Source organism: Streptomyces sp. NPDC086549 (assembly GCF_044746205.1).
Lineage (GTDB): Bacteria > Actinomycetota > Actinomycetes > Streptomycetales > Streptomycetaceae > Streptomyces.
The window spans coordinates 1-19,169 of sequence record NZ_JBIVBS010000034.1 but is presented as its reverse complement, the minus strand read 5'-3'; the positions used below and the strand labels follow the sequence as shown (position 1 = coordinate 19,169).

The following is a 19,169-nucleotide window of genomic DNA, read 5'->3' as shown; positions in this document are numbered from 1 at the left end:
ATCGGCCGATGGGGATGCGTGGTCGCAGTCCTGCTCTTCGCCGCCGTGTGCTGCGCTGCCCCCGTCTCGAACGCGATCAGCGCATACGTCGCGCTCAAGACCGGCGCGACGGACGACGGCGGCATCGCCGAGGGCGGCACGGCGGCGGACATCCCGGCCCGGATGCTGAGTGCCTACAAGAAGGCCGTCCAGCAGATCGGGACGTACGTGCCCACGTGCCAGGGCATGCGCTGGCCGATCCTGGCCGGGATCGCCAAGGTCGAGTCCAACCACGCCATCGGACGGAACATCGCCGACAACGGAGACATCCGCCCCAAGATCTACGGGGTCCTCCTCAACGGCTCCGGCGCGGGCGGCAACACCACCGCCGTCCCGGACACCGACGGCGGCAAGTGGGACGGCACCGCCACCGGGGAGCGCGCCGTCGGCCCGTTCCAGTTCCTGCCCTCGACCTGGGAAGGCGTCGGCAGAGACGCCAACGACGACAAAGTCGCCGACCCGCACAACGCGGATGACGCCGCGCTCGGCGCCGCAATCTACCTGTGCGGCAACGGACGTCACCTGACCGACCGGGCTCAACTCGAGGCGGCGATCCTGCAGTACAACCACTCGAACGAGTACGTAGCGAACGTGATGGGCTGGATCGACCAGTACACCGCGGCCGCCACAGACCCGGACCTGAAGAACGTCTCCGGCACGGTCCGCACGGTCATCGAGGCGGCGCTCTCCCAGCGGGGCGTGCCCTACTCGTGGGGCGGCGGCAATGAGAACGGCCCGTCGTACGGGATCTGCTGCTCACCCAGCGGCAAGAGCGGCACCACCATCAAGGGCTTCGACTGCTCCGGGCTGACCACCTATGCGTACGCTACGGCCGGCATCCGCCTGCCCCGTACGGCATCCGCCCAGGCAGGGGCTGGCCGGCGGATCCCCGCCCGCCTCGGCACAGGCGTCCTCAAGCCCGGTGACCTGGTCTTCTACGCCTATGCCCCCGGCCACGACGCCACGATCTACCACGTCGGGATCTACGTCGGCAACGGCCGGATGGTCAACGCCCCCAGGCCCGGGACGGTCGTACGCCTCGACGCGGTCGACGCGGTGTCCGGCTACGCGGGAGGAGCCCGACTGCTGTGACCACCAGCCCGGCACGTTCTGCGCGCTTCCTGCTGATCACCACGGTGATGCTGGCCGTCGCGGGGATGAGCCTCCTGCTGCTGCCGCATGGCAGGCCTGCCCACACGGCAGCGGCTCCCCCGCCGCAGGCGGCCACCTCCTCCTCGCTGCCCGCACCGGCGCCTCGCACCCCGGCAGCGCCGCCGGAAGCGACACGCACCAAGGCAGTCGAGGTGCCGGCGCAGCCGGCCGCGGCATCGCTGCTGCCGCCGCACGGTGAGGGCCCAGCGGGCGATACGGCCATCCAGCAGGCCTTGGAGGCGGCCTGGCCCGCAGACCTACCCCCAGGCGACGAGCGCCAGTTGCTCGCTGCCGGGCGGGCTCTGCTGCGAGCGGACGCCACGGGGATCGGCCGCGCGAAGTGGCCCGGCGTCTTCCCCCATTCCGGCCAGGGCCTGGCGCCGGCGTTCGGCACTGGCCGGTTCCGGATCCAGGCGGCGATCGCCCGCCGCGACGGCGCCGATGACCTGGCAGTGGTGCACCTGGTGTGGGCCGGCACGGACCGCGGCGGCACCTTCACCGACGGCCGCATCACCGACTGGCACTTCACCCGCACCACCACATCGAAAGGAGCATTCGCGTGGACAGCGCAACCCCAGACCTGACCGGCCAGGCCACCTTGTCGGCATCCGGCCCAGCGCTCAGCCTGTTCACCGGTATCGTCCGCACCGCCGGCTGGATGATCGCCCACTGGTGGGTGCCGGCCGTGGCCGCCCTCGGCGTGTGGGCCGTGAGCGAGGTGGTGGTGCGGCGGCTGGCGCGGAAGGCCTCGGCCGAGCGGATGGCTCTCGAACTCGTCCCCGCCCGGCACTTCGACCCTGGCCTGGAGGAGATCCTCCGTCGCGGGGTGCAGCTCGCCAGGGCCTCCACCAGCATGCCGTGGTGGGCGCCGCGCCGGGCGAAGACGGTGCAGATAAGGCTGCGCGCGGATGGCACCCTGCCGCTGCGCTACCGCATTGAAGGTCCCGCGGGCGGCGAACGCCTGCTGTCCATCACCCCGTTCGGCCCGGCCGTCACCGTGAACCGGGCCCGCTCCATCCTGGATACGCCGCGCAAGCATGTGGTGCGGGCGGAGTTCATTCTGCGCGGCAAGCCCACTGCCCCGTTGCGCGAGGTCCCGCTGGTACCGGATCCGTTGCAGCCTTTGATCGATGCGGTCTGCGACCTGCGGGCCGAGCTGGGGGACCTGGCCGAGGTCCGGCTCGATATCCAGCGCGCCCCCAAATGGGCGCTGCGGGCGCGCCGTGTGCAGCTGATGAGTGCGGCGCGCCGCTCGGAGCGGCGCGAGGCCCAGCGGGCGGCGCGGTGGGTGCGGCAGGATGCCACCGGCATCGAGGACTCGCTGACCTGGCAGCTGCTAAAGCTCGCCTCCGGCCATCAAGACCATGGCGCAGGCGGGCGGCGTCTGGTCATGCCGCCCGTGCCCCGCCGCATCGAGGCGGCCGAGGCGCTGGGCAAGCTCGCCTCCGACGACCGCCTCGTGCGGGTGCAGCTGCTCGTGCTGTGTGCGTCGAACACCGAGGGCCGCGCCGAGGCGCGGCTCGCCCAGCTCCAGGCCGCCCTCGATGTGTTCGGCGCCAGTTCACGGTGGGCGATGCGCGGGTGGAGGGTGGGGCCGTGGCGGGTGGGGGCCGACCGGTGGCCCAGCCGGCGCGGGTTCGAGCGCCGCTGGCGGCTGGGGCACTGCCAGCCGCCCCGCGCGAACTGGGTCCGCCTGGACGAGCTCACCGGCCTGCTCAAACCACCCACCGTGCACTGCCGCCTGCCGCTGCTCCCAGCAGACCTGCCCGCCTACCGTTTCGGTGACCCCGAGCTGCTGCTGCAGGGCCTCTACCGCGGTCCCGACGGCCGCCGCCGCCTGGTCGCCACCTACGCCAGCGAGACCCTGTTCGAAGTGGGGGTGGGCAAGGCCGGAGGCGGCAAGACCGAACGAGCCTTGGCGCAGGCCGTCGGCTGGGCCCACTCCGGCGGCGGGCTGATGTTCGTCGACCCGCACCGCGACTCCTGGCCCCGCGCCCTGCCCTTCCTCGCGCACGACCACCTCATGCCACGCATCGCCCTGATCGACCTCAACGCCCTCGGCTCTTCTCCGCAGATCAGTTCGTGGAATCCGCTGGGTATGCATCAGGGGCAGGCAGCGCACGAGGTGGTCGAGGCGGCCTGCGACGGCTTCGCCGCAGCCCTCGGCTGGGACGACGCCACCGCACCCCGCGCGCTGACCATCCTCACGGCCGCCCTGACCGTCCTGACCTCGGTCAACGAGGCCGCCTGCCAGGCCGGACAGCCCGAAAACCAGGCGACCCTCTTCCATGTGCGGGCCCTGCTGGCCGACCCCGGCTTCCGGGCCGCCGCGCTTGCCGCCACGGCCGGCCGGCTCGATGAGGAAACGCTCTCCTGGTGGCAGACCGTCTTCCCCTCCCTCCCGGTCGACGCGTTCGGAGTCGTCCTCAACCCGCTCGCCCGCCTGGCCGCCAACCCCGTCACCCGCGCCTTCCTCGGACAGCCGGCCGGTGTCTACAACATCCGCGCCGCGATGGACTCCCGGATGATCGTGTGGGTATGCCCGGGCGGGAACGGCCCCACCGACCGGCTCATCACCGCACTGATCGCCCGCGACCTGCTACGCGCCGTGCGCTCCCGCCGCGACACCCCCGAACACCAGCGGGTGCCGTTCCGCGCCTACTTCGACGAGCTGATCACGCTCACGGGTGCGGCACCGGAAACCATCGCGGCGATGTTCGAGGACTTCCGCAAGTACAAGGTGCACGTCCACGGCATGACCCAGCTCCTGGCCCGCCTCCCCATGCCGGTGCGACTGTCCCTCGTGCAGAACGCCTCCACCCTCGCCTCCACCGCAGGCTCCCGGTCCGCCATCGCACCGATCACGGCGGAATGGGGAGACACGCCCGGCCCCCATGTGGTGGCCGCCCTGGACCGGTACGAGCACTACATGTCCCTGACCGTCCACGGCCGACGCATCGGCCCCGTCCGCGTCACCGGCCCGCACCTCGACGACGTCTTCGCCAACTACGCCCACCCCCACCAAGCCGCAGCCCTCGAACACGCGGCCCTCGCCAACGCCGCAGCCCAGCCGCTGGACCAGCTCACCACCCAGGCCACCGACCAGCTCGGCCGCGTAAGCGACTTCCTCACCCAGCACACAGCCGCCACCCGGCCGCCCGTACGACTGCAGAAACAGACGGGATACCAATGACCACCCCCACCCCACCCACCACCGACACCCTCGGCACCGACACCAGCACCCACGCCGACAGCAGCATCCACGCCCACGCCGACACCAGTGCTGACGCCGACCCGAGCGCCACAGCCTGGAGCGCCGCCCTCGGGCAGACAGAGGGCATGGAAGGCACCAGCGGCGCTGCAATCACCGCGCGGGCCTGGCAGCCCAGTCCTGTTGAATGGCTCCCGCACCGGCTGCTGACCGCACTCGCCCAGCACCGCATGGCCACCACCGCGCAACTCCACGCGATGCTGCGGCCCGAGGTTGCCCGGCAGACGATCAGCACGCCGCTGAACGCGCTGCGCGACAAGGGCCTCGTGGACTACGTCGTGCTGCCGCGCTCCCAGCGCACCCGCGCCTGGTACCTCACCGCCGACGGCGCCCGCATCACCCGCGACCACCCCGCCCTGCGCGGCCGACCCCCGTATCCGATCACCTCCGCCACCGCCGCCTCCCTCAAAACCCCCCACACCCTCACCGTCGTGCGCACCCACCTCGCTTTCGCCGCCGACGCACGCGAGCGCGGCGACGAACACGGCCCCCTCGACTGGACCCCCGAGGTCTCCCACTCCATCGGCGAAAACACCCGCCTGACCGCCGACGCCGTCCTGCACTACACCCTCACCAGCACCGAACAGCGCACCAAACTCCGGGCGTTCATCGAAGTCGACCGCACCACCATGTCCAGCGAACGCCTCGCCGCAAAACTGATCGAATACGCGCGGCTGTGGTCCTACGAACCCCAGCCCGCCGGCCGCCAGCACGCCCGCAAACCCGCCGGCTCGAGCCCGCTGTGGCTGCGCTGGTATCCCCTCTTTCCCCGCATCCTGTTCGTGCTCACCGGAGCCCCGCGCCCCAGCCTGGAGCACCGGATCGGCGACCTGCAGGCCATGACCGCCCAGCACCCCCATGTCGCCGCCCTCGCCCGCTACGTACCCCTCGCCGCAGCCCACCTCCACGACCTCGAACAGCGCGGACCCACTCATGCAGTGTGGACACCGCTCGCCGGAGGCGAACCGCGCCCCTGGACCGACCTGTGACCCAAGGGCACAGCCGGCGGTGACAACAGGCAGTGCCCACCGGGCTGCACCAGGCCGTGCCCAGCCCCCACGCGGCTCTGCACGGCCATCGACGGCAAGGGCCCGGCAGGGGCGCAGCCACGAGGCTCCGGACCACTGCACGGCGCACGGCCGGCGCACGGCCCATCGTGCACGTCCATGTCACAGCGCTCCACGCACCACCGGACCACGGCCGCCCCCGGCGTCACCAGGCACGCCTGGGCAACAAGAACCGTGGGAGGCACAGCAGTTCTCCAAGTTCCCCAAACTCCTTGAAGTTTGCTCACGCGAACGCTTACCGTATCTTCAAAAGCATGCATGAACCCGCCAAAGAGCAACCGTCACAGGCATCGACGAGGACACGCAATGAACCATCCAGTTGCACACATTCACACAACCGAAGACTTATCGGGGCCGGTGTGGCCCGCCTGCGCGCGGGACGTGTCCCGGATCGGTGACGCCTGGGTGGCCACCGCCGCCGGCGACTTCGACCTCGACGACCTCACCCTGGTACGCCGCCAGTTCCCCCACCGGCACGTGACCCTCGACGGCGACGTCATCACCATCTGGCCACGCCCCACCACCCCCCGATGACCCGCGACGACCGGCCCACTCCGCCCCCGCACACCGGCCCAGCGCGCACCTGGCCCCACCCCCGCGACACCGACGCGCGCCGACCCCACCCCAGCTCCTCCATCCAGTCCGCCGCACGCCTCCCGGCTCACAGAAAGGCCGCCGCGTCATGACAACCAGGCCCCCCACAGCCCCCGGCACACGGCTGACCGCACTGACGATCGCAGCCGGGCTCGTACTGGGGACAGCCGGCTGTTCACGCGACAGCACACCGCAGGAGCGCACGGTGGCGGCGTCCTCCACCGCAACGGCCCACGGTTCACCGCCGCGTACCCAGCAAGGACGGCAGAACACGCCGTTAGCCGTCCTGAACGGCCAGCACCACCTGCAGCTGACCCTCGCCTCCGCCCGCCGGGCCCCCGTAGGAGCCGTCACCGTCCGCGGCACACTGAAGAACACCGGCACCGGCCTGGTCGTCGTCCCAGCCGAACTGCGCGGCAACGAAACCGCCGTCCTCAAAAACGGCCCGTCTCTCGCCGGAGCCACCCTCGTCGACTTCACCGCAGGCAAGCGCTATTACGTCCTACGCGACACCGACGCACGCCCCCTGACCACCACCGGCCTGTCCCAACTCCAAGGCGGCGAAAGCGTCGCCGTGTTCATGCAGTTCCCCGCACCACCCACGAGCACCACGCGCGTCGACTTCGAGATGCCCCTGTTCGAGTCCGCCACCCTCACCCTCACCACGTGAGCGGCACCATGACACCCCTGCCCACCCGCACGGTGGCTCGGCTTCTACTCGTACCTGCCCTGGCAGCCCTCCTCGTCGCAGCCGACATCGCCCGCCCCGCTCCCACCACCGCCTGTGCCTGCACACTCGGCTCCACAGCATCCACCACCACCCCGCGCTCCCAGGCGGGTTCACCCACACCCTCGCTCGCCCTGAGCCCCGGAGCGCACCTCGCCGACCCGAAAATCCTCGCCCTCACCTCCCCCACCCCCGCACTGCGCCAAGCAGTAAAGGACCTCAGCGACCACAGCCGGCACCCGGGCGACGATCCATCCGGCGGCAACGGCAGCCTGGCGCACACGCCGGCCGGCACGCACACAGCCAGCACAGCCACCCCCACCGCGTCAGCCGGCGCGCCCGGCCACGCGCCTGCGCCGGACGGCCAGACACCGGCCCCGCAACCCAGCACCAGCGCCTTCGTACCAGCCCCCGCCGGGCCCTCCCCCTCCCAGACGCCTTCCCCCTCCGCCTCAGGCGGTGCGTCGCCCACACCGGCAGCCTCCCCCACCCAGCCGTCAATGCTGTACGAAGCTCTCGGCGCCTTCCTGCTCCTCGCCGCCCTCATCACTGGCACTCTGACCATCCGCCGCATCCAACGACGACGCCGCCACAACGGCCCGAAGACCGGCCCCGTGACCAAAGGGCCAAAGCAGGAGAGCCTATCGGCCGCCGCTGCCGAGCCGAACGCCGCGAACCGGCTGAACCAGGCCCTCCGCACCCTCGCCCACCACATCGCCCAGCAAGGACACGGCGAGCTACCCGGCCTGCGGGCCGCTCTCATCGGCCCCCACACCGTGCAGGTCCTGCCCGACGATCCCGCCGCACACCCCCACCCGCCATTCACCGAGGTCGACGCGCAGGGATGGTGTCACCTGCCCGCCGACGCACCACTCCTGGAAGACGAACACGCCGGTCAAGTGCCCGCGCCCTACCCGGCCCTGCTCCCCCTCGGCCACACCACGAGCGACACCCTCGCCCTGCTCAACTTCGCCCCACTCCCCGCACTCCTGCTGGACGGCGACCCCGCGCACATCACGCAGGTGTGCACCGCACTCGCCCTGGAACACGCCATGAGCCCCTGGGCCGACGGCGCGGACCTCCTCACCATCGGCTTCGGCGACCAACTGCCCGACCTGCTCCCCGAACGCCGTATCAGCCACGCCAGCCACCCCGCCCGCGCCCTGCAGGACCTGACCGAACGACTCCTCGACGCACACCAACACCCCGCCCCCCACCCCCCGCCCTGCCTCATCCTGTCCGCCACCACGCTCGACACCGACACCGCCCACCAACTCGCCGACCTCATCGACACAGCCCGCTCCCTCCCCCTCACACTCATCGCGCCGGCCTCCACCGCCCGGCCGTACTTCCCCCACGCACCGGTCCTCAACGCCTCCACCGACCGGCCACAGCACCTCGACCTCATCAACGCCGACATCACCCTCCAGCGCGTCGACCACGCCGCCTACCAGCAGATCACCACCGCCCTCGGCCGCAGCGGCCGAAGGCAGCAGGCGCAGTCACTGGTCGGCGAGCCGCGCCAGGAGACGGCAGCCGAACGGCCGGAATCGAACGTCACGGCGCAGGCGCCCGCCCCGGCCGGCCACCAGCCACGATCCGCGGCAGACGGTCCTGCCGATGACGATGACCGCAGCGGCACACCGCGACAACCAGAACCCGTCGGCCGCGCCGGCACCAACGACGTGGACGTGGTGTTCCCGGCCCTGCTGGCCGCCGCAACCGGGCCGCCCGCACCCCACCTCACACACACCGGACAGCGCCGCAGCCAGGCAGCCCCGGCCAAGGCCTCCACCACCGCCAGGCCGCCACACACCTCCGGGGACCACGCCCACCACCACGCGCCCGGCCAGACGGACTACACAGGCGCAAACGCAATGGGAGTAGGAAACACCCCCGACCCGCACGCGCCCGAAATCCGCGTTCTGGGACCCGTCGAAGTCGATGGCGTCCCCCACACCGGACACGGCCCCAAAACCGCACAGCTCGCCGCCCTCCTCTACCTCCGCCCCGGCCGCACCGCCCAGGCCCTGTGCACCGACATGGACCCCACCACCCCCTGGACCGCCACCACCCTCAACGCCCGCCTCCACCAACTACGCCGCGCCCTCGGCACCGACTCCCACGGCAACCCCTACGTCCCCCGCCGCCGCACAGCAGACGACCCCTACCGACTCCACCCCCACATCCGCTGCGACTGGACCCACTTCCTCCACCTCACCGAACACGCCCTGCCCAAAGGGCCGGCCGGCCTGCCCGACCTGGAAGAAGCCCTCGGTCTCGTGCGCGGAAAACCGTTCGGGCCCCGGCCGCTGCCCTGGGCCGAACCCCACCAGCAAGAGATGACCACCCGGATCACGGACATCGCCCACACCGTCGCCACCCACCGCACCCCACCCGGCCCCCACCACAACCTCACCCTCGCCCGCCAAGCCATCGCCACCGGACTCGACGTCGACGAGGGCGCTGAAGGGCTCTACAGAGCGTGGATGCAAGTCGAAGCCACGGCGGGGAACCGGTCAGGTCTCCACACAGCGATCACCCGCATCCAGCGCATCAACGCCGCCCTCAACTGCCCCCTCGAACCAGAAACCGAACAACTCATCAACGAGCTCCTCCACGACAGCGGTCCGAAACCGGCTCACCAGCAATGACCCGCACCCGACCACCACTTTTCGAGCCGGTACGGGGGCGCATGCCCCACCCCCACCCCACACCCGCACAGCACGCGCCCGCCCAAATGCGCCCAGCAGACAGCGCCCCGCCGGCCAGCCCCGGCACTCCCAGATTCCTCAGCCGTGCCCAGCGTGCGGTGGCAGGCACGGTCATCACCGGCACCCTCGCCATCGCCGGCATCGGCTTCGCCGGTTCCTACCAAGCCATCCGCGACCTGGCGATCAAGAAGGACTTCGGCACCTTCTCCTACGTCTTCCCGATCGGCATCGACGCGGGCATCTGCGTCCTGCTCGCCCTGGACCTGCTCCTGACCTGGATCCGCATCCCCTTCCCGCTCCTGCGCCAGACGGCCTGGCTCCTGACGGCGGCCACGATCGCCTTCAACGGCGCCGCCGCCTGGCCCAACCCGCTGGGCGTGGGCATGCACGCGGTGATCCCGATCCTGTTCGTGGTCGCCGTCGAGGCGGCCCGGCACGCCATCGGCCTCATCGCCGACATCACCGCCGACAAGCACATGGAGGGCGTCCGCCTCACCCGCTGGCTGCTCTCCCCCCTCCCCACCTTCCTCCTGTGGCGCCGGATGAAGCTGTGGGAGCTCCGCTCCTACGAGCAGGTCATCAAGCTGGAGCAGGAACGTCTCGTCTACCAGGCCCGCCTCCACGCCCGCTTCGGCCGCGCCTGGCGCCGCAAGGCTCCCGTGGAGTCCCTGATGCCCCTGAGGCTGGCGAGGTACGGTATCCCCCTCGCGGAAACGGCCCCGGCAGGCCTCACAGCAGCAGGCATCCAACCAGTCCTGACACCAGCGGCACCGCCGCAGGCCGCACCCGCCACCACGGGCACGCGGGAGCCGCCCGAGGCGCACTCAGCCGAACCAGACGCCGCAGATGCGGGGAGCCGTACCGCCGGGGCACAGGCGGGCATATCTGCACCTCCCAACCGGCATCACCCCAATCCAACCAGCAACAACACCAGACAACCGGAATACCAACAGGCACCGGGCCAAAGTTGCTGGCTCCAGGCCCGCGAGCAAACCAACCCTCAGGGTGGCCACGGCCCCCAACCCGTACACGGTGAGCCGAACAACCGACAGCAGCCCGAGCCGCTCGAGCAGCCCGCCCCCAAGAACGCCGACAGCCTCCCCACGCCGGACCGGACGATCCGCACCCGCCACGACGTCGGCAACCGTGCCGCCGCGTCCGTCGAGGCGGACCACCAGGAGCCCGAGCACCCCGCCAACTCCGGTGAACCGGCCGCCTCCAGCCTCAACGCCGGGCAACCCCGGCCGCCCCTACACGGTCTGGCGGCTGCTCCTCAGCCATCCCGTCCGGCAAGCGCACGTGCCCGCAGACAGGCCGACGCCCCCCGACCGACCACCGTGGACCGGTACTACGCAGGCTGGCACAGCTTCAAACAGCAACACGGCCGGGAACCAGACACGACTGAACTCTCAGCCCACCTTGCCCACCACGGAGTACTCGACAGAAGAGGCCAACCAGTCAAACCCAAATCCTTGGCCCGCTACCTGCTTGGCTTCCGCATCTACGCCGTCTGGGCCCAGCACCAAGCCAGCACAGACAACCCGAACCTCGCCCAGGTCGCCACTCAACTCGCACAATCCGGCATCACCGGCCAATACAACAGACCGATCGAGGAAGCAGACCTCAAACGACACCACGAGACCTTCGAACGCCGCTGGCTGGCACTCCGACAAGACCGCTAGGGCGCGTATCGAGTCGTGATCAATTGGTGGTCCGAGTGAGGTCCTTGATCCAGATCACCGAGCCGCGCAGGTGCAGGCCAGCGAGGTAGCTGTCCGGGGTCTTGTCGTATCGGGTGGCGATGCCTCGCCAGGCCTTGAGTTTGTTGATCAGGCGCTCGACGGTGTTCCTCTCTCTGTAGAGGGCGGCGTCGTGGCTGACGGGCCGACCGCCCGCGGAGCCCTTCTTCCTCCGGTTGGCGGCCTGGTCCCTCTTCTGCGGGATCACTGCCTTGATACCGCGTCTACGCAGGTGGGCCCGGTTTCCGCGGGAGGAATAGGCCTTGTCCCCGGCGACCGCGTCCGGCCGGCTGCGGGGGCGGCCGACGGGGCCGCGGACCCGTATCTTCCCCAGCACGGGGATGAACTGCGGGCTGTCCGCGGCCTGCCCCGCGGTCAGCACGAACGCCAGCGGGCGGCACTTGCGGTCGGCGGCCAGGTGAACCTTGCTGGTCTGCCCGCCTCTGGAGCGTCCCAGGAGGGCGGCCTTCAGCCGGAGTTTTCGCCGGCGCCGGATGCGTCGTCGCTCCTCGCGCTCGGGATCGGCCTCGGCGTCCTGTCCGTCTTGTTCTTCGAGGCTGCCCCTTTTGACCTGGCTTTCTCCGCCTCGGCGGCAGCCTTCTCCAGGGCGGTGAGGACGTCCTCGCCAAGGTGCATCCCGGCCGCGTCGTGGTGGGCGCGCGCGGTGGTGGAGTCGATGCTGACCAGGGACAGGTCCACCTCATCTCGCTTCGCGGCTTCCGCGATCAGGCCCTCCAGCAGAGCCTCGAAGACGCCGGCGTCACGCCACTGCCGGAAGCGGTTGTGGACGGTCGACCAGGCGCCGAACTCCTTCGGCATCTCCCGCCACTGCCCGCCGGTCCTGAACCGCCAGATCACCCCTTCGAACTGCTGTCGCAGCCGCTCGGGATACGGGCCGTACTCGCCGATCGGCAGGTACGGCCCGATGAACTCCCATTCCACATCCCTCAGTTGCACTCGCGTCACGGAAGAAGATCTACCGGTCCAGGCCTCATCGCGAGGGCGAATCGATAGATTGATCACGACTCGATACGCGCCCTAGGACGCTGCGGCCCGTCGCCTGCCGACAGCCGCTCGACCAGGACGCACTTCACGCCCTCAACGCAGGCCGGGGCGGGCGGTGGAAGAGCCACCGTGTGGTGCTCAACGGCATTCTCTTCCGGCAACGGACCGGCATCCCGTGGCGGAACCTGCCGACGCGGTTCGGCAAGTGGAAGACGGTGCATGACAGGCATCGCAGGTGGTCGGCGGACGGCACGTGGGACAGGATCTTGCGGGCCGTCCAGGCCGACGCCGATATCGAGGGCCGTCTGGACTGGACGATGGCGGGGGTGGACTCGACGGTCTGCCGGGCGCACCAGCACGCGGCCGGTGCACGGAAGCAGCCTCCGCGCCTCCCCGGTCGGCGGAGTCGGCCCGTTCATCATCGGGACGACGAAGGGCTGGGCCGCTCCCGGGGAGGGCTGACCACGAAGATTCATCTGGTGGGTGAAGGCGGGCGGCGGCCGCTGGCCGTGCTGATCACACCGGGGCAGGCAGGCGACGGGCCACGGATGATCCCGGTGCTGGAGCGCGTCCGTGTGCCGCGCCCGGCCGGCGGGCGTCCTCGCACTCGGCCGGACCACCTCAGCGGCGACAAGGCGTACAGCTCACGCCGCAACCGCCGCTATCTGCGACGCCGACAGATCAAGCACACCATTCCCGAGCGCCGAGACCAGCGGGCCCATCGGCAAAAGCGCGGCAGCAAGGGCGGTCGGCCCCCCGGCTTCGACCGAGCCCGGTATGCCCGCAGAAACGAGGTCGAGCGAACGATCAACGCCCTCAAAGGCTTCCGCGCCGTGGCCACTCGGTTCGACAAACGGGCTTACGTCTTTCACGGCACGGTGACCGTCACTGCGATCCGGCTGTGGCTCCGCTCCTGAGCCCTCCCCGCCTACTTCCGATTCACCCTGTCTACCGCAGGACAGGGCGGTTGGCGGATGTGTACTCGTCCGCGATGTTGAATACGCTGGCACAGTGTGGGCATTCGGCCTTGCCGAAGAGGTGGGCGATTCCGTCGGCGAGTGCCTCGTGTCCGTCGCGGACGGCAGTCTCGTGCATCCAACGGCCGGTGCCGGAGAGCTCCTCGAAGGACGCCGGCCGCAGGCCGCGACGGTCCACGTCGCCCAGGTTCCAGTCCCGGATCGCTGAATAGCGCCCGTAGTCCCCGATGGCGAACGTCACTTCCACGGCGCAGTGGGGGCAGGCCAAGTGGTAGAAGTCGTCCGTGAAGTCCCCCAGGACGGCACTCCAGTGGTACTCCTCCTTGGCCGCAAGCAGATCGAGGAAGGCCGCGAAGTAGTCGACCGGCCGCAATTGCAGGTGCCGGTCCAGCAGCTTGCGGAACTCCGCGATCGCGTCGGCGCAGTCCGCCAGCAGATCGTCGCAGCCGTGGTGTCCTGCCGCACCTCGCAGGATCGCCCCGGCCAGTCCACGCGCCCGTGCGCTCCTCGAGGCGAGACGCACCAGGCCCGGCAGGGCGGCAAAGCTGGCGGGGAAGACGAGGTCGTTTTCGAGGACCAGCCGATATCCCAGTTCCTCCCACGCTTCGGCGTTGTCCTCGAGCTCCACCCGTTCCAGAAGCGCGGGGACGCGATCGACATCCCCGTAGCAGTCGTGCATCTGCGTCCAGTTCACCACCTGGGCATTAAAGCGCCCCCGTGGCAGCCGGGGTGGACGTCCCTGTTCCTGACTCATCGGACAGGCCCTAGGAGGAGGAATGGCCGTCGGTGGTCTCGCGTGGCCGGCGATCCTCCGCGATCCACTGGGCCAGGGACGCCAGGGTGGTTTCGACGCTGTCTTCCATGTAGCGGCGTAGCGCGTCCAAGTCCGCGCGGGTCGTGCCCAGGACCGGGTCGAGGCGCAGGAGCTGCCAGGACTGCTGGACGATGGTGCCGCGCCCCTGTGGATGGAAGGTCCAGCCCCATTGCACGATGCCCTTCTCGTGCCCGCCCACGACGAAGCCGAATGCGGTGGCGGGTTCGGCTCGCACGACTTGGGAGCGGGTGGTCCACTCCCTTCCGTCCTTGCGGTTGCGGCCGCTGAACCAGGCGCCGACGCGGGGCCCGGCACCGTGGTCGTAGGCGACGTCGCTCGCGTTGAGGCTCCATCGGCTGATCGCCGACACGTCGCTGACCAAGTCGTAGACGCGGGCGGGTGCGGCGTCGACCCATACCCTTCTGGTGAAGGCGTAGTCGGCTGCGTCCGGAGTCTCGATGGGGTCGTGTTCGCTGGTGGGGGCGCTCAAAGCGTGCTCCTGGGGGTACGTGGGATGCCGGATCGGCAGTACCCACTTCACCGATGGTGTCGCCCGGTAGCCAGGCCCGCCCGTTCCTATCCACATCCGGGGCAGGCAAGGCGTTTTGAACGGGTCGATACTCGGAGCCATGAACGGACAAGCACAGCTCGGAGACTTCCTGAGGACGCGGCGTTCCCAGCTGCGTCCCGTGGATGTCGGAGTGCCCACCTACGGCGAGCGCCGGCGCGTGCCGGGTCTGCGGCGCGAGGAGCTGGCACAGCTGGCGGGCGTGAGCGTCTCCTACTACACGCGGCTGGAGCAGGGCCAGTCGCAGAGCGCCTCACCCGAGGTACTGGACGCGATCGCCCGAGCCCTGCAGCTGGACGAGTCCGAGCGGCTGCACCTGCACGACCTGGCCCAGGCGGACCGGCATCGCCCCCGGAACCGGCGGCCCGCGCCGGAGCGCGTGACCGAGGCGGCACGTCAGTTGCTGGACGTCCTGAAGGACGTTCCCGCGGTCGTGCTCGGCCGGCGCAGCGACGTGCTGGCGTGGAACCGCTTGGGCCACGCACTGTTCGCCGGACACCTGGACCCCGACGCCCCGGTGAGCGTGGGTGAGCGTCCCAACATGGCCCGACTGGTGTTTCTCGACCACCACACCCGCGAGCTGTACGCGGACTGGCCCAGTAAGGCCAGGGCGGTGGTGGGGAATCTGCGGCTCGTGGCGGGCCAGCACCCGCAGGACAGTGCGCTGCACGCGCTGGTGGGTGAACTGGGTTCGAAAAGCACCGAGTTCGCGTCGATGTGGGCCGACCACCGGGTCAAGCCGTGCACAGTCGCGGCTTATGAGATGCGGCACCCACTGGTCGGAACTCTCACCGTCATCCAGCAGACCCTGAGCCACGGGCCCGGCCCCGTTGTCGTCGTCGCCACCACGGAGGCGGACTCGCCCTCGCGTGCAGCACTGACCCTGCTCACCCAGGCCACCGCACCGTCCACCACCCGGCCCGTGACGCAAGAACCCCGCCCGGCGGACCCGGCGCTGCCGGGATCTCGACTGCTCACCGACTGACACCCACACAACACGCCCGCCACATCGCACCCGCGCATATTCAGGCGCATCCGCCGGGCACGGCCCACCAGCCGCTGCCGAGCAGCCACATGGTTGCCCAGCCCTGGACCACCCTCTCTCACCCAGTCACACACATGCATCGGCGTGCGGCTGCCGCATGGCCGAAACCAATGAAGGAACCATGTCCAGCAACAAGAAGCTGCTCACTCTCTCGGCGGCGTCAGCCGTCCTGGTCGCGGCCAGCGCGGCAGTGCTCAGCCCGGCCTCGACCGGTGCCGCGCCGCTGAGCGGCCCGCGAGTGTCCGTGCACTTCGACCTGGCCAAGGGCCAGACACCGGAGAACATAGCCCTGACACCGGGTGGCGACGCGTATGTCACCTTCGCCGCGGGCCGCCAGGTCGCCAAGGTCTCCCGCGACGGCACCACCCGGATCCTGGCGACCCTGCCCAAGCCCGCCGACGGCGGCATCCACACCCCGGTGCTGGGCTTCCCGCTGACGGTTGGCATCGTCCGCGCCCACGACGGCACCCTGTACTTCCTGTACGCCACCGGTACCGCCGACCTGACCGGCGTGTGGCGCCTGCGCCCCGGCGGCAAGCCGCAGCGGATCGCCGCGCTCCCCGCGAACGGCCTGCCCAACGGCCTGGCGCTGGACGCACGCACCCGCATGCTCTACATCACCGACTCCGCTCTCGGAACCATCTGGAGGGTGCGCACCACCGGCGGCACCCCCACCGCCTGGTCCACCGCCCCCGAGCTGGCCTCCACCGGCTTCCTCGGCGCCAACGGCCTGAAGATCCACAAGGGTGCGGTCTGGGCCACCAACCTCGACAAGGGCACGATCCTGCGCATCCCCATCCGCCCAGACGGTTGCGCCGGCCGGGTCCGGACCGAGGCCACCGGCCTGCAGGGGATCGACGACTTCGCCTTCACCGGGCGCGGCGACCAGCTGCTGGCCACCCTCAACGGTACGAGCCAGGTCACGCTCGTCCAGCCCGACGGCAGACACTCCATCGTGCTGACCCCGGCCGACGGCTTGCAGAACCCCACCTCCCTTGCTGTGCGTGGAGACACCGTCCATGTGACGAGCGCCGCCTACCTCACCGGCAAGGACCCCAACCTGCTCCGCGTCCACCTGAAGCGCTGAGTGCCGCGGGCACCGACCCGAGTGCCGGCGGAACCGTCCGCAAAGCCCTGGTCGACCAGGGCTTCAAGAACCAGGTCGTCGTGCATGGCGTCGGCCTGGGAATTGACGTCGAGATCGTCGCACGCAACCCGCAGGACAAGGGGTTCGTGCCGCAGCCGAAGCGGTGGAGGGTCGAGCAGACCTACGGGATCCTGATACTGCACCGGCGCCTGGTCCGTGACTACGAGCACCGCCCCTCCTCCTCCGCCTCCCGCGTCTACTGGGCGATGACTCACGTGATGACCCGACGCCTCACCGGCGCGAACGCACCCACCTGGCGCGTGGCGCAGGTGGTGGCAGCGTGAACATTCAGCCCCTGCTCGAAGCCCTGGACCTCCAGGAAGACGCCGCCCGGGCCCTGGCCGACAACCTCCGCGCACAGATCGACGACCGGCAGACCCGGTTGCGGGAGGCCGAGACGCACCTGGAGCACCTCACGATCACCCGCAAGACCGTCACCGCCCTCGCCGACCGGCTCCCGGCCGTTGCGCCGGACCTGCCCGAGCACCCGGACTACCCCCGCATCCTCGCCGCCTTCAACCACGCGACCGAGCCGCTACGGGCCAAGGACGTCTGCGAAGTCCTCGGCCACGAACTGCTGCCGAAGAACGTCGAAGGCACCCGCGCCAAGCTGAAACGCCTGGTCAAACTCGGGATCCTCACCGAGGCCGACACCGGCAACTTTGCCAGGAAGCAATAGCCCGACAGAACCTCCACCAGCGTCCTTGCCCCCACCTCAGCCAGGAACGATCATCACCTTACGAACCGCCACTTACGGGGGCGAAGTATCGCAATGTGCGCATCTAGCCCGTCTCAACGCGGTCGCCAACGCGAATTCGGCTCGCGCCGCGGCTAACTGATCGTTTCAGAATGAGGTGCCCAGGCGACGGAGGCAGATGAGGCAGCAGGCCAGTTCGAGCACGCCCTGGTGGAGGTCGGCCTGTCGTTCGTAGCGGGTGCGGAGCCGTGGGCGATGCTGGGTCGGGTCCCCGAGATAGTCAACGACAAATATCGGTTGTGAACAACTGCACGCTCCTGCGACGGTGCCCGTGTGCATTGCAGAGCCGTCAACGAGTCTGACATCGAGGCGATCTTCGATCTATTCGGCTGCGCCGAGCACGCCGCAATCGGGCGCCGGGAGACGACGCGAGCAGACGTGCGTGATCTGCTCGCGAGCCCCGGCCTGGATGTGGCGTCGCGGACGATGGTCGTGGAGTCGAAGGAGGGTCGGCTCAGTGGCTTCGTCGCCCTGCATCCGGCACCGCAGGCTGGCCAACTCCGGGCCCATCTGATCCTTGCACCCGCAGACGGCGCTACGGACACGGCTCGAGCACTGCTTCACCTGCTCGACGAGTGGGTGCTACGGGACGTGTCACACCCCAACACCCCCGTGACCATGTTTCAGCTGCCCAACTGCCCGGCCCATGACCTCATGGCCGCCGAGGGCTGGAGCATCGTGCACAGCTACACGCGCCTCAGAGTCGACCTGGACACCACCGAGTTCCCCGAACCGGCTCAGCCACCCCTCGGTGTGCGACTGCGCGTCGCTGCCGATGACCAGGACCGGCGCGCCGTCCACTCTGTATTGGAGGACGCGCTGGCCGGGCACTGGAACCACCGGCGGCGTACCTTCGCCGAGTTTGACCGTGCCCAGCGACAGCGCGGCAGCTACGACGCGGCCCTGTGGTGGCTGGCCGAGGTCGATGGGGTCTGTGCGGGTGCTGTCATCGCTCGCGACCCGTCGGAGCGCGCATGGATCGCCTGGCTCGGAGTTCTCGATGCCTACCGCGGCCGCGGCATCGGCACGCAGTTGTTGCTCACCGTCTTCCGGCTCCTCCGGGACCGTGGCCATCACAGCGTGGGCGTCGACGTCGACACCCACAACTCTGCCGGCGCTCTCAGCGTCTACCGGGCCGCCGGGATGAGCGAGCGAGGCACCGCTGACCAGTGGCGCAAGATCTACGCCCACCAGCCTTTCTGACCAATTCAGTTGAGCCTCGGACCTTGCGCTCGGCGATCTTGGTCGGCAGGGTGTCCGCGTGCGTGCTGATCTTGTTTCAAATGACCTGTGGGAGCGCGTGGCTCCGCTGCTTCCGCCCACTCCCGAACGGCGCCGCCGCTACCCCGGGCGGTTGCGCGTTCCGGACAGGGCGGCCCTCGCGGGCGTCATGTACGTGTTGCGGACCGGTGTCGCGTGGCGCGATGTGCCCGCCGAGACTGTGGGCTGCTCCGGAGTCTGAACCGTTCCGGGTTTGATCGAGACTCTACTTTGTGGCTGCGACCTGGGGTTTCGTGGTTGCTCGGTAGTAGTTGATCTCGTATTCGACGGGT

General features: G+C 70.0%; 15 protein-coding genes and 4 pseudogenes. 15 read left to right on the top strand and 4 right to left on the bottom strand.

Going from position 1 to position 19,169, the window contains the following annotated elements:
- The first annotated feature begins 18 nt into the window (after nucleotides 1-18).
- The 8 genes from ACIPSA_RS48855 to ACIPSA_RS48820 all read left to right on the top strand — a co-directional run bounded on the left by ACIPSA_RS48855 (nucleotide 19) and on the right by ACIPSA_RS48820 (nucleotide 11,246).
- Entirely contained in the window at nucleotides 19-1,131 is a 1,113-nt protein-coding gene (locus ACIPSA_RS48855; protein WP_402648099.1) for a C40 family peptidase, read from the top strand.
- The gene (locus ACIPSA_RS48850) at nucleotides 1,128-1,775 is read left to right on the top strand and encodes a hypothetical protein (RefSeq protein ID WP_402648096.1); all 648 of its coding nucleotides are present in this window, start codon (nucleotides 1,128-1,130) and stop codon (nucleotides 1,773-1,775) included. The genes ACIPSA_RS48855 and ACIPSA_RS48850 overlap by 4 nt, the downstream gene beginning before the upstream one ends.
- Entirely contained in the window at nucleotides 1,751-4,384 is a 2,634-nt protein-coding gene (locus ACIPSA_RS48845) for an ATP/GTP-binding protein (protein WP_402648095.1), read from the top strand. Before ACIPSA_RS48850 ends, ACIPSA_RS48845 begins: the two co-directional genes overlap by 25 nt.
- Before the next feature lie 146 nt (nucleotides 4,385-4,530).
- The gene (locus ACIPSA_RS48840; protein WP_402648172.1) at nucleotides 4,531-5,451 is read left to right on the top strand and encodes a replication-relaxation family protein; all 921 of its coding nucleotides are present in this window, start codon (nucleotides 4,531-4,533) and stop codon (nucleotides 5,449-5,451) included.
- Nucleotides 5,452-5,910: 459 nt separating this feature from the next.
- Nucleotides 5,911-6,063, top strand: coding sequence for a hypothetical protein (locus tag ACIPSA_RS48835; protein WP_402648092.1), 153 nt, complete (start codon nucleotides 5,911-5,913; stop codon nucleotides 6,061-6,063).
- Nucleotides 6,064-6,211: 148 nt separating this feature from the next.
- The gene (locus ACIPSA_RS48830) at nucleotides 6,212-6,793 is read left to right on the top strand and encodes a hypothetical protein (RefSeq protein ID WP_402648090.1); all 582 of its coding nucleotides are present in this window, start codon (nucleotides 6,212-6,214) and stop codon (nucleotides 6,791-6,793) included.
- Nucleotides 6,790-9,504 carry a hypothetical protein gene (locus ACIPSA_RS48825; RefSeq protein WP_402648088.1) on the top strand — a complete coding sequence of 905 codons (2,715 nt, stop codon included), beginning with the start codon at nucleotides 6,790-6,792 and terminating at the stop codon, nucleotides 9,502-9,504. The genes ACIPSA_RS48830 and ACIPSA_RS48825 overlap by 4 nt, the downstream gene beginning before the upstream one ends.
- Before the next feature lie 86 nt (nucleotides 9,505-9,590).
- The gene (locus tag ACIPSA_RS48820) at nucleotides 9,591-11,246 is read left to right on the top strand and encodes a DUF2637 domain-containing protein (RefSeq protein WP_402648085.1); all 1,656 of its coding nucleotides are present in this window, start codon (nucleotides 9,591-9,593) and stop codon (nucleotides 11,244-11,246) included.
- A 19-nt stretch (nucleotides 11,247-11,265) separates the two neighbouring features.
- Here ACIPSA_RS48820 and ACIPSA_RS48815 read toward each other — a convergent pair.
- Nucleotides 11,266-12,269 (bottom strand): annotated as a pseudogene (locus tag ACIPSA_RS48815) (IS5 family transposase).
- Nucleotides 12,270-12,349: 80 nt separating this feature from the next.
- Here ACIPSA_RS48815 and ACIPSA_RS48810 point away from each other — a divergent pair.
- Nucleotides 12,350-13,225, top strand: coding sequence for an IS5 family transposase (locus tag ACIPSA_RS48810; RefSeq protein WP_402648169.1), 876 nt, complete (start codon nucleotides 12,350-12,352; stop codon nucleotides 13,223-13,225).
- 31 nt (nucleotides 13,226-13,256) lie between these two features.
- Here the strand turns inward: ACIPSA_RS48810 and ACIPSA_RS48805 are convergent, their stop codons facing one another.
- The gene (locus ACIPSA_RS48805; protein WP_402648082.1) at nucleotides 13,257-14,039 is read right to left on the bottom strand and encodes a hypothetical protein; all 783 of its coding nucleotides are present in this window, start codon (nucleotides 14,037-14,039) and stop codon (nucleotides 13,257-13,259) included.
- A gap of 10 nt (nucleotides 14,040-14,049) precedes the next feature.
- Nucleotides 14,050-14,589 (bottom strand): SRPBCC family protein, encoded by a 540-nt coding sequence (locus ACIPSA_RS48800; RefSeq protein ID WP_402648080.1) that lies wholly within the window; start codon nucleotides 14,587-14,589, stop codon nucleotides 14,050-14,052.
- A gap of 139 nt (nucleotides 14,590-14,728) precedes the next feature.
- Here ACIPSA_RS48800 and ACIPSA_RS48795 point away from each other — a divergent pair, with 139 nt between their 5' ends.
- From ACIPSA_RS48795 to ACIPSA_RS48780, 4 genes and pseudogenes are all read left to right on the top strand, one after another.
- The gene (locus ACIPSA_RS48795) at nucleotides 14,729-15,652 is read left to right on the top strand and encodes a helix-turn-helix domain-containing protein (protein ID WP_402648077.1); all 924 of its coding nucleotides are present in this window, start codon (nucleotides 14,729-14,731) and stop codon (nucleotides 15,650-15,652) included.
- A gap of 181 nt (nucleotides 15,653-15,833) precedes the next feature.
- Nucleotides 15,834-16,799, top strand: a complete 966-nt coding sequence (locus ACIPSA_RS48790; RefSeq protein ID WP_402648074.1) for an SMP-30/gluconolactonase/LRE family protein — start codon at nucleotides 15,834-15,836, stop codon at nucleotides 16,797-16,799.
- Between the two features lie 23 nt (nucleotides 16,800-16,822).
- Nucleotides 16,823-17,143: pseudogene (locus tag ACIPSA_RS48785) on the top strand (IS5/IS1182 family transposase); the annotation flags it as partial.
- Nucleotides 17,140-17,538 carry a hypothetical protein gene (locus ACIPSA_RS48780; RefSeq protein ID WP_402648072.1) on the top strand — a complete coding sequence of 133 codons (399 nt, stop codon included), beginning with the start codon at nucleotides 17,140-17,142 and terminating at the stop codon, nucleotides 17,536-17,538. The pseudogene ACIPSA_RS48785 and the gene ACIPSA_RS48780, both read left to right, overlap by 4 nt.
- 165 nt (nucleotides 17,539-17,703) lie before the next feature.
- Here ACIPSA_RS48780 and ACIPSA_RS48775 read toward each other — a convergent pair.
- Nucleotides 17,704-17,805, bottom strand: a pseudogene (locus ACIPSA_RS48775) (IS5/IS1182 family transposase); the annotation flags it as partial.
- Between the two features lie 429 nt (nucleotides 17,806-18,234).
- On the opposite strand from ACIPSA_RS48775, the gene ACIPSA_RS48770 reads away from it, so the two are divergent.
- Together ACIPSA_RS48770 and ACIPSA_RS48765 are read left to right on the top strand one after the other, a co-directional pair.
- Nucleotides 18,235-18,819 (top strand): GNAT family N-acetyltransferase, encoded by a 585-nt coding sequence (locus ACIPSA_RS48770; protein WP_402648070.1) that lies wholly within the window; start codon nucleotides 18,235-18,237, stop codon nucleotides 18,817-18,819.
- Nucleotides 18,820-18,877: 58 nt separating this feature from the next.
- Nucleotides 18,878-19,075 (top strand): annotated as a pseudogene (locus ACIPSA_RS48765) (transposase); the annotation flags it as partial.
- Between the last annotated feature and the right edge of the window lie 94 nt (nucleotides 19,076-19,169).

Coding starts and splice junctions, on each gene's coding strand:
- ACIPSA_RS48795 (WP_402648077.1), top strand. CDS start 14,729: ATGAACGGACAAGCACAGCTCGGAGACTTCCTGAGGACGCGGCGTTCC.
- ACIPSA_RS48840 (WP_402648172.1), top strand. CDS start 4,531: ATGGAAGGCACCAGCGGCGCTGCAATCACCGCGCGGGCCTGGCAGCCC.
- ACIPSA_RS48830 (WP_402648090.1), top strand. CDS start 6,212: ATGACAACCAGGCCCCCCACAGCCCCCGGCACACGGCTGACCGCACTG.
- ACIPSA_RS48790 (WP_402648074.1), top strand. CDS start 15,834: ATGTCCAGCAACAAGAAGCTGCTCACTCTCTCGGCGGCGTCAGCCGTC.
- ACIPSA_RS48770 (WP_402648070.1), top strand. CDS start 18,235: ATGTTTCAGCTGCCCAACTGCCCGGCCCATGACCTCATGGCCGCCGAG.
- ACIPSA_RS48820 (WP_402648085.1), top strand. CDS start 9,591: ATGCGCCCAGCAGACAGCGCCCCGCCGGCCAGCCCCGGCACTCCCAGA.
- ACIPSA_RS48805 (WP_402648082.1), bottom strand. CDS start 14,039: ATGAGTCAGGAACAGGGACGTCCACCCCGGCTGCCACGGGGGCGCTTT.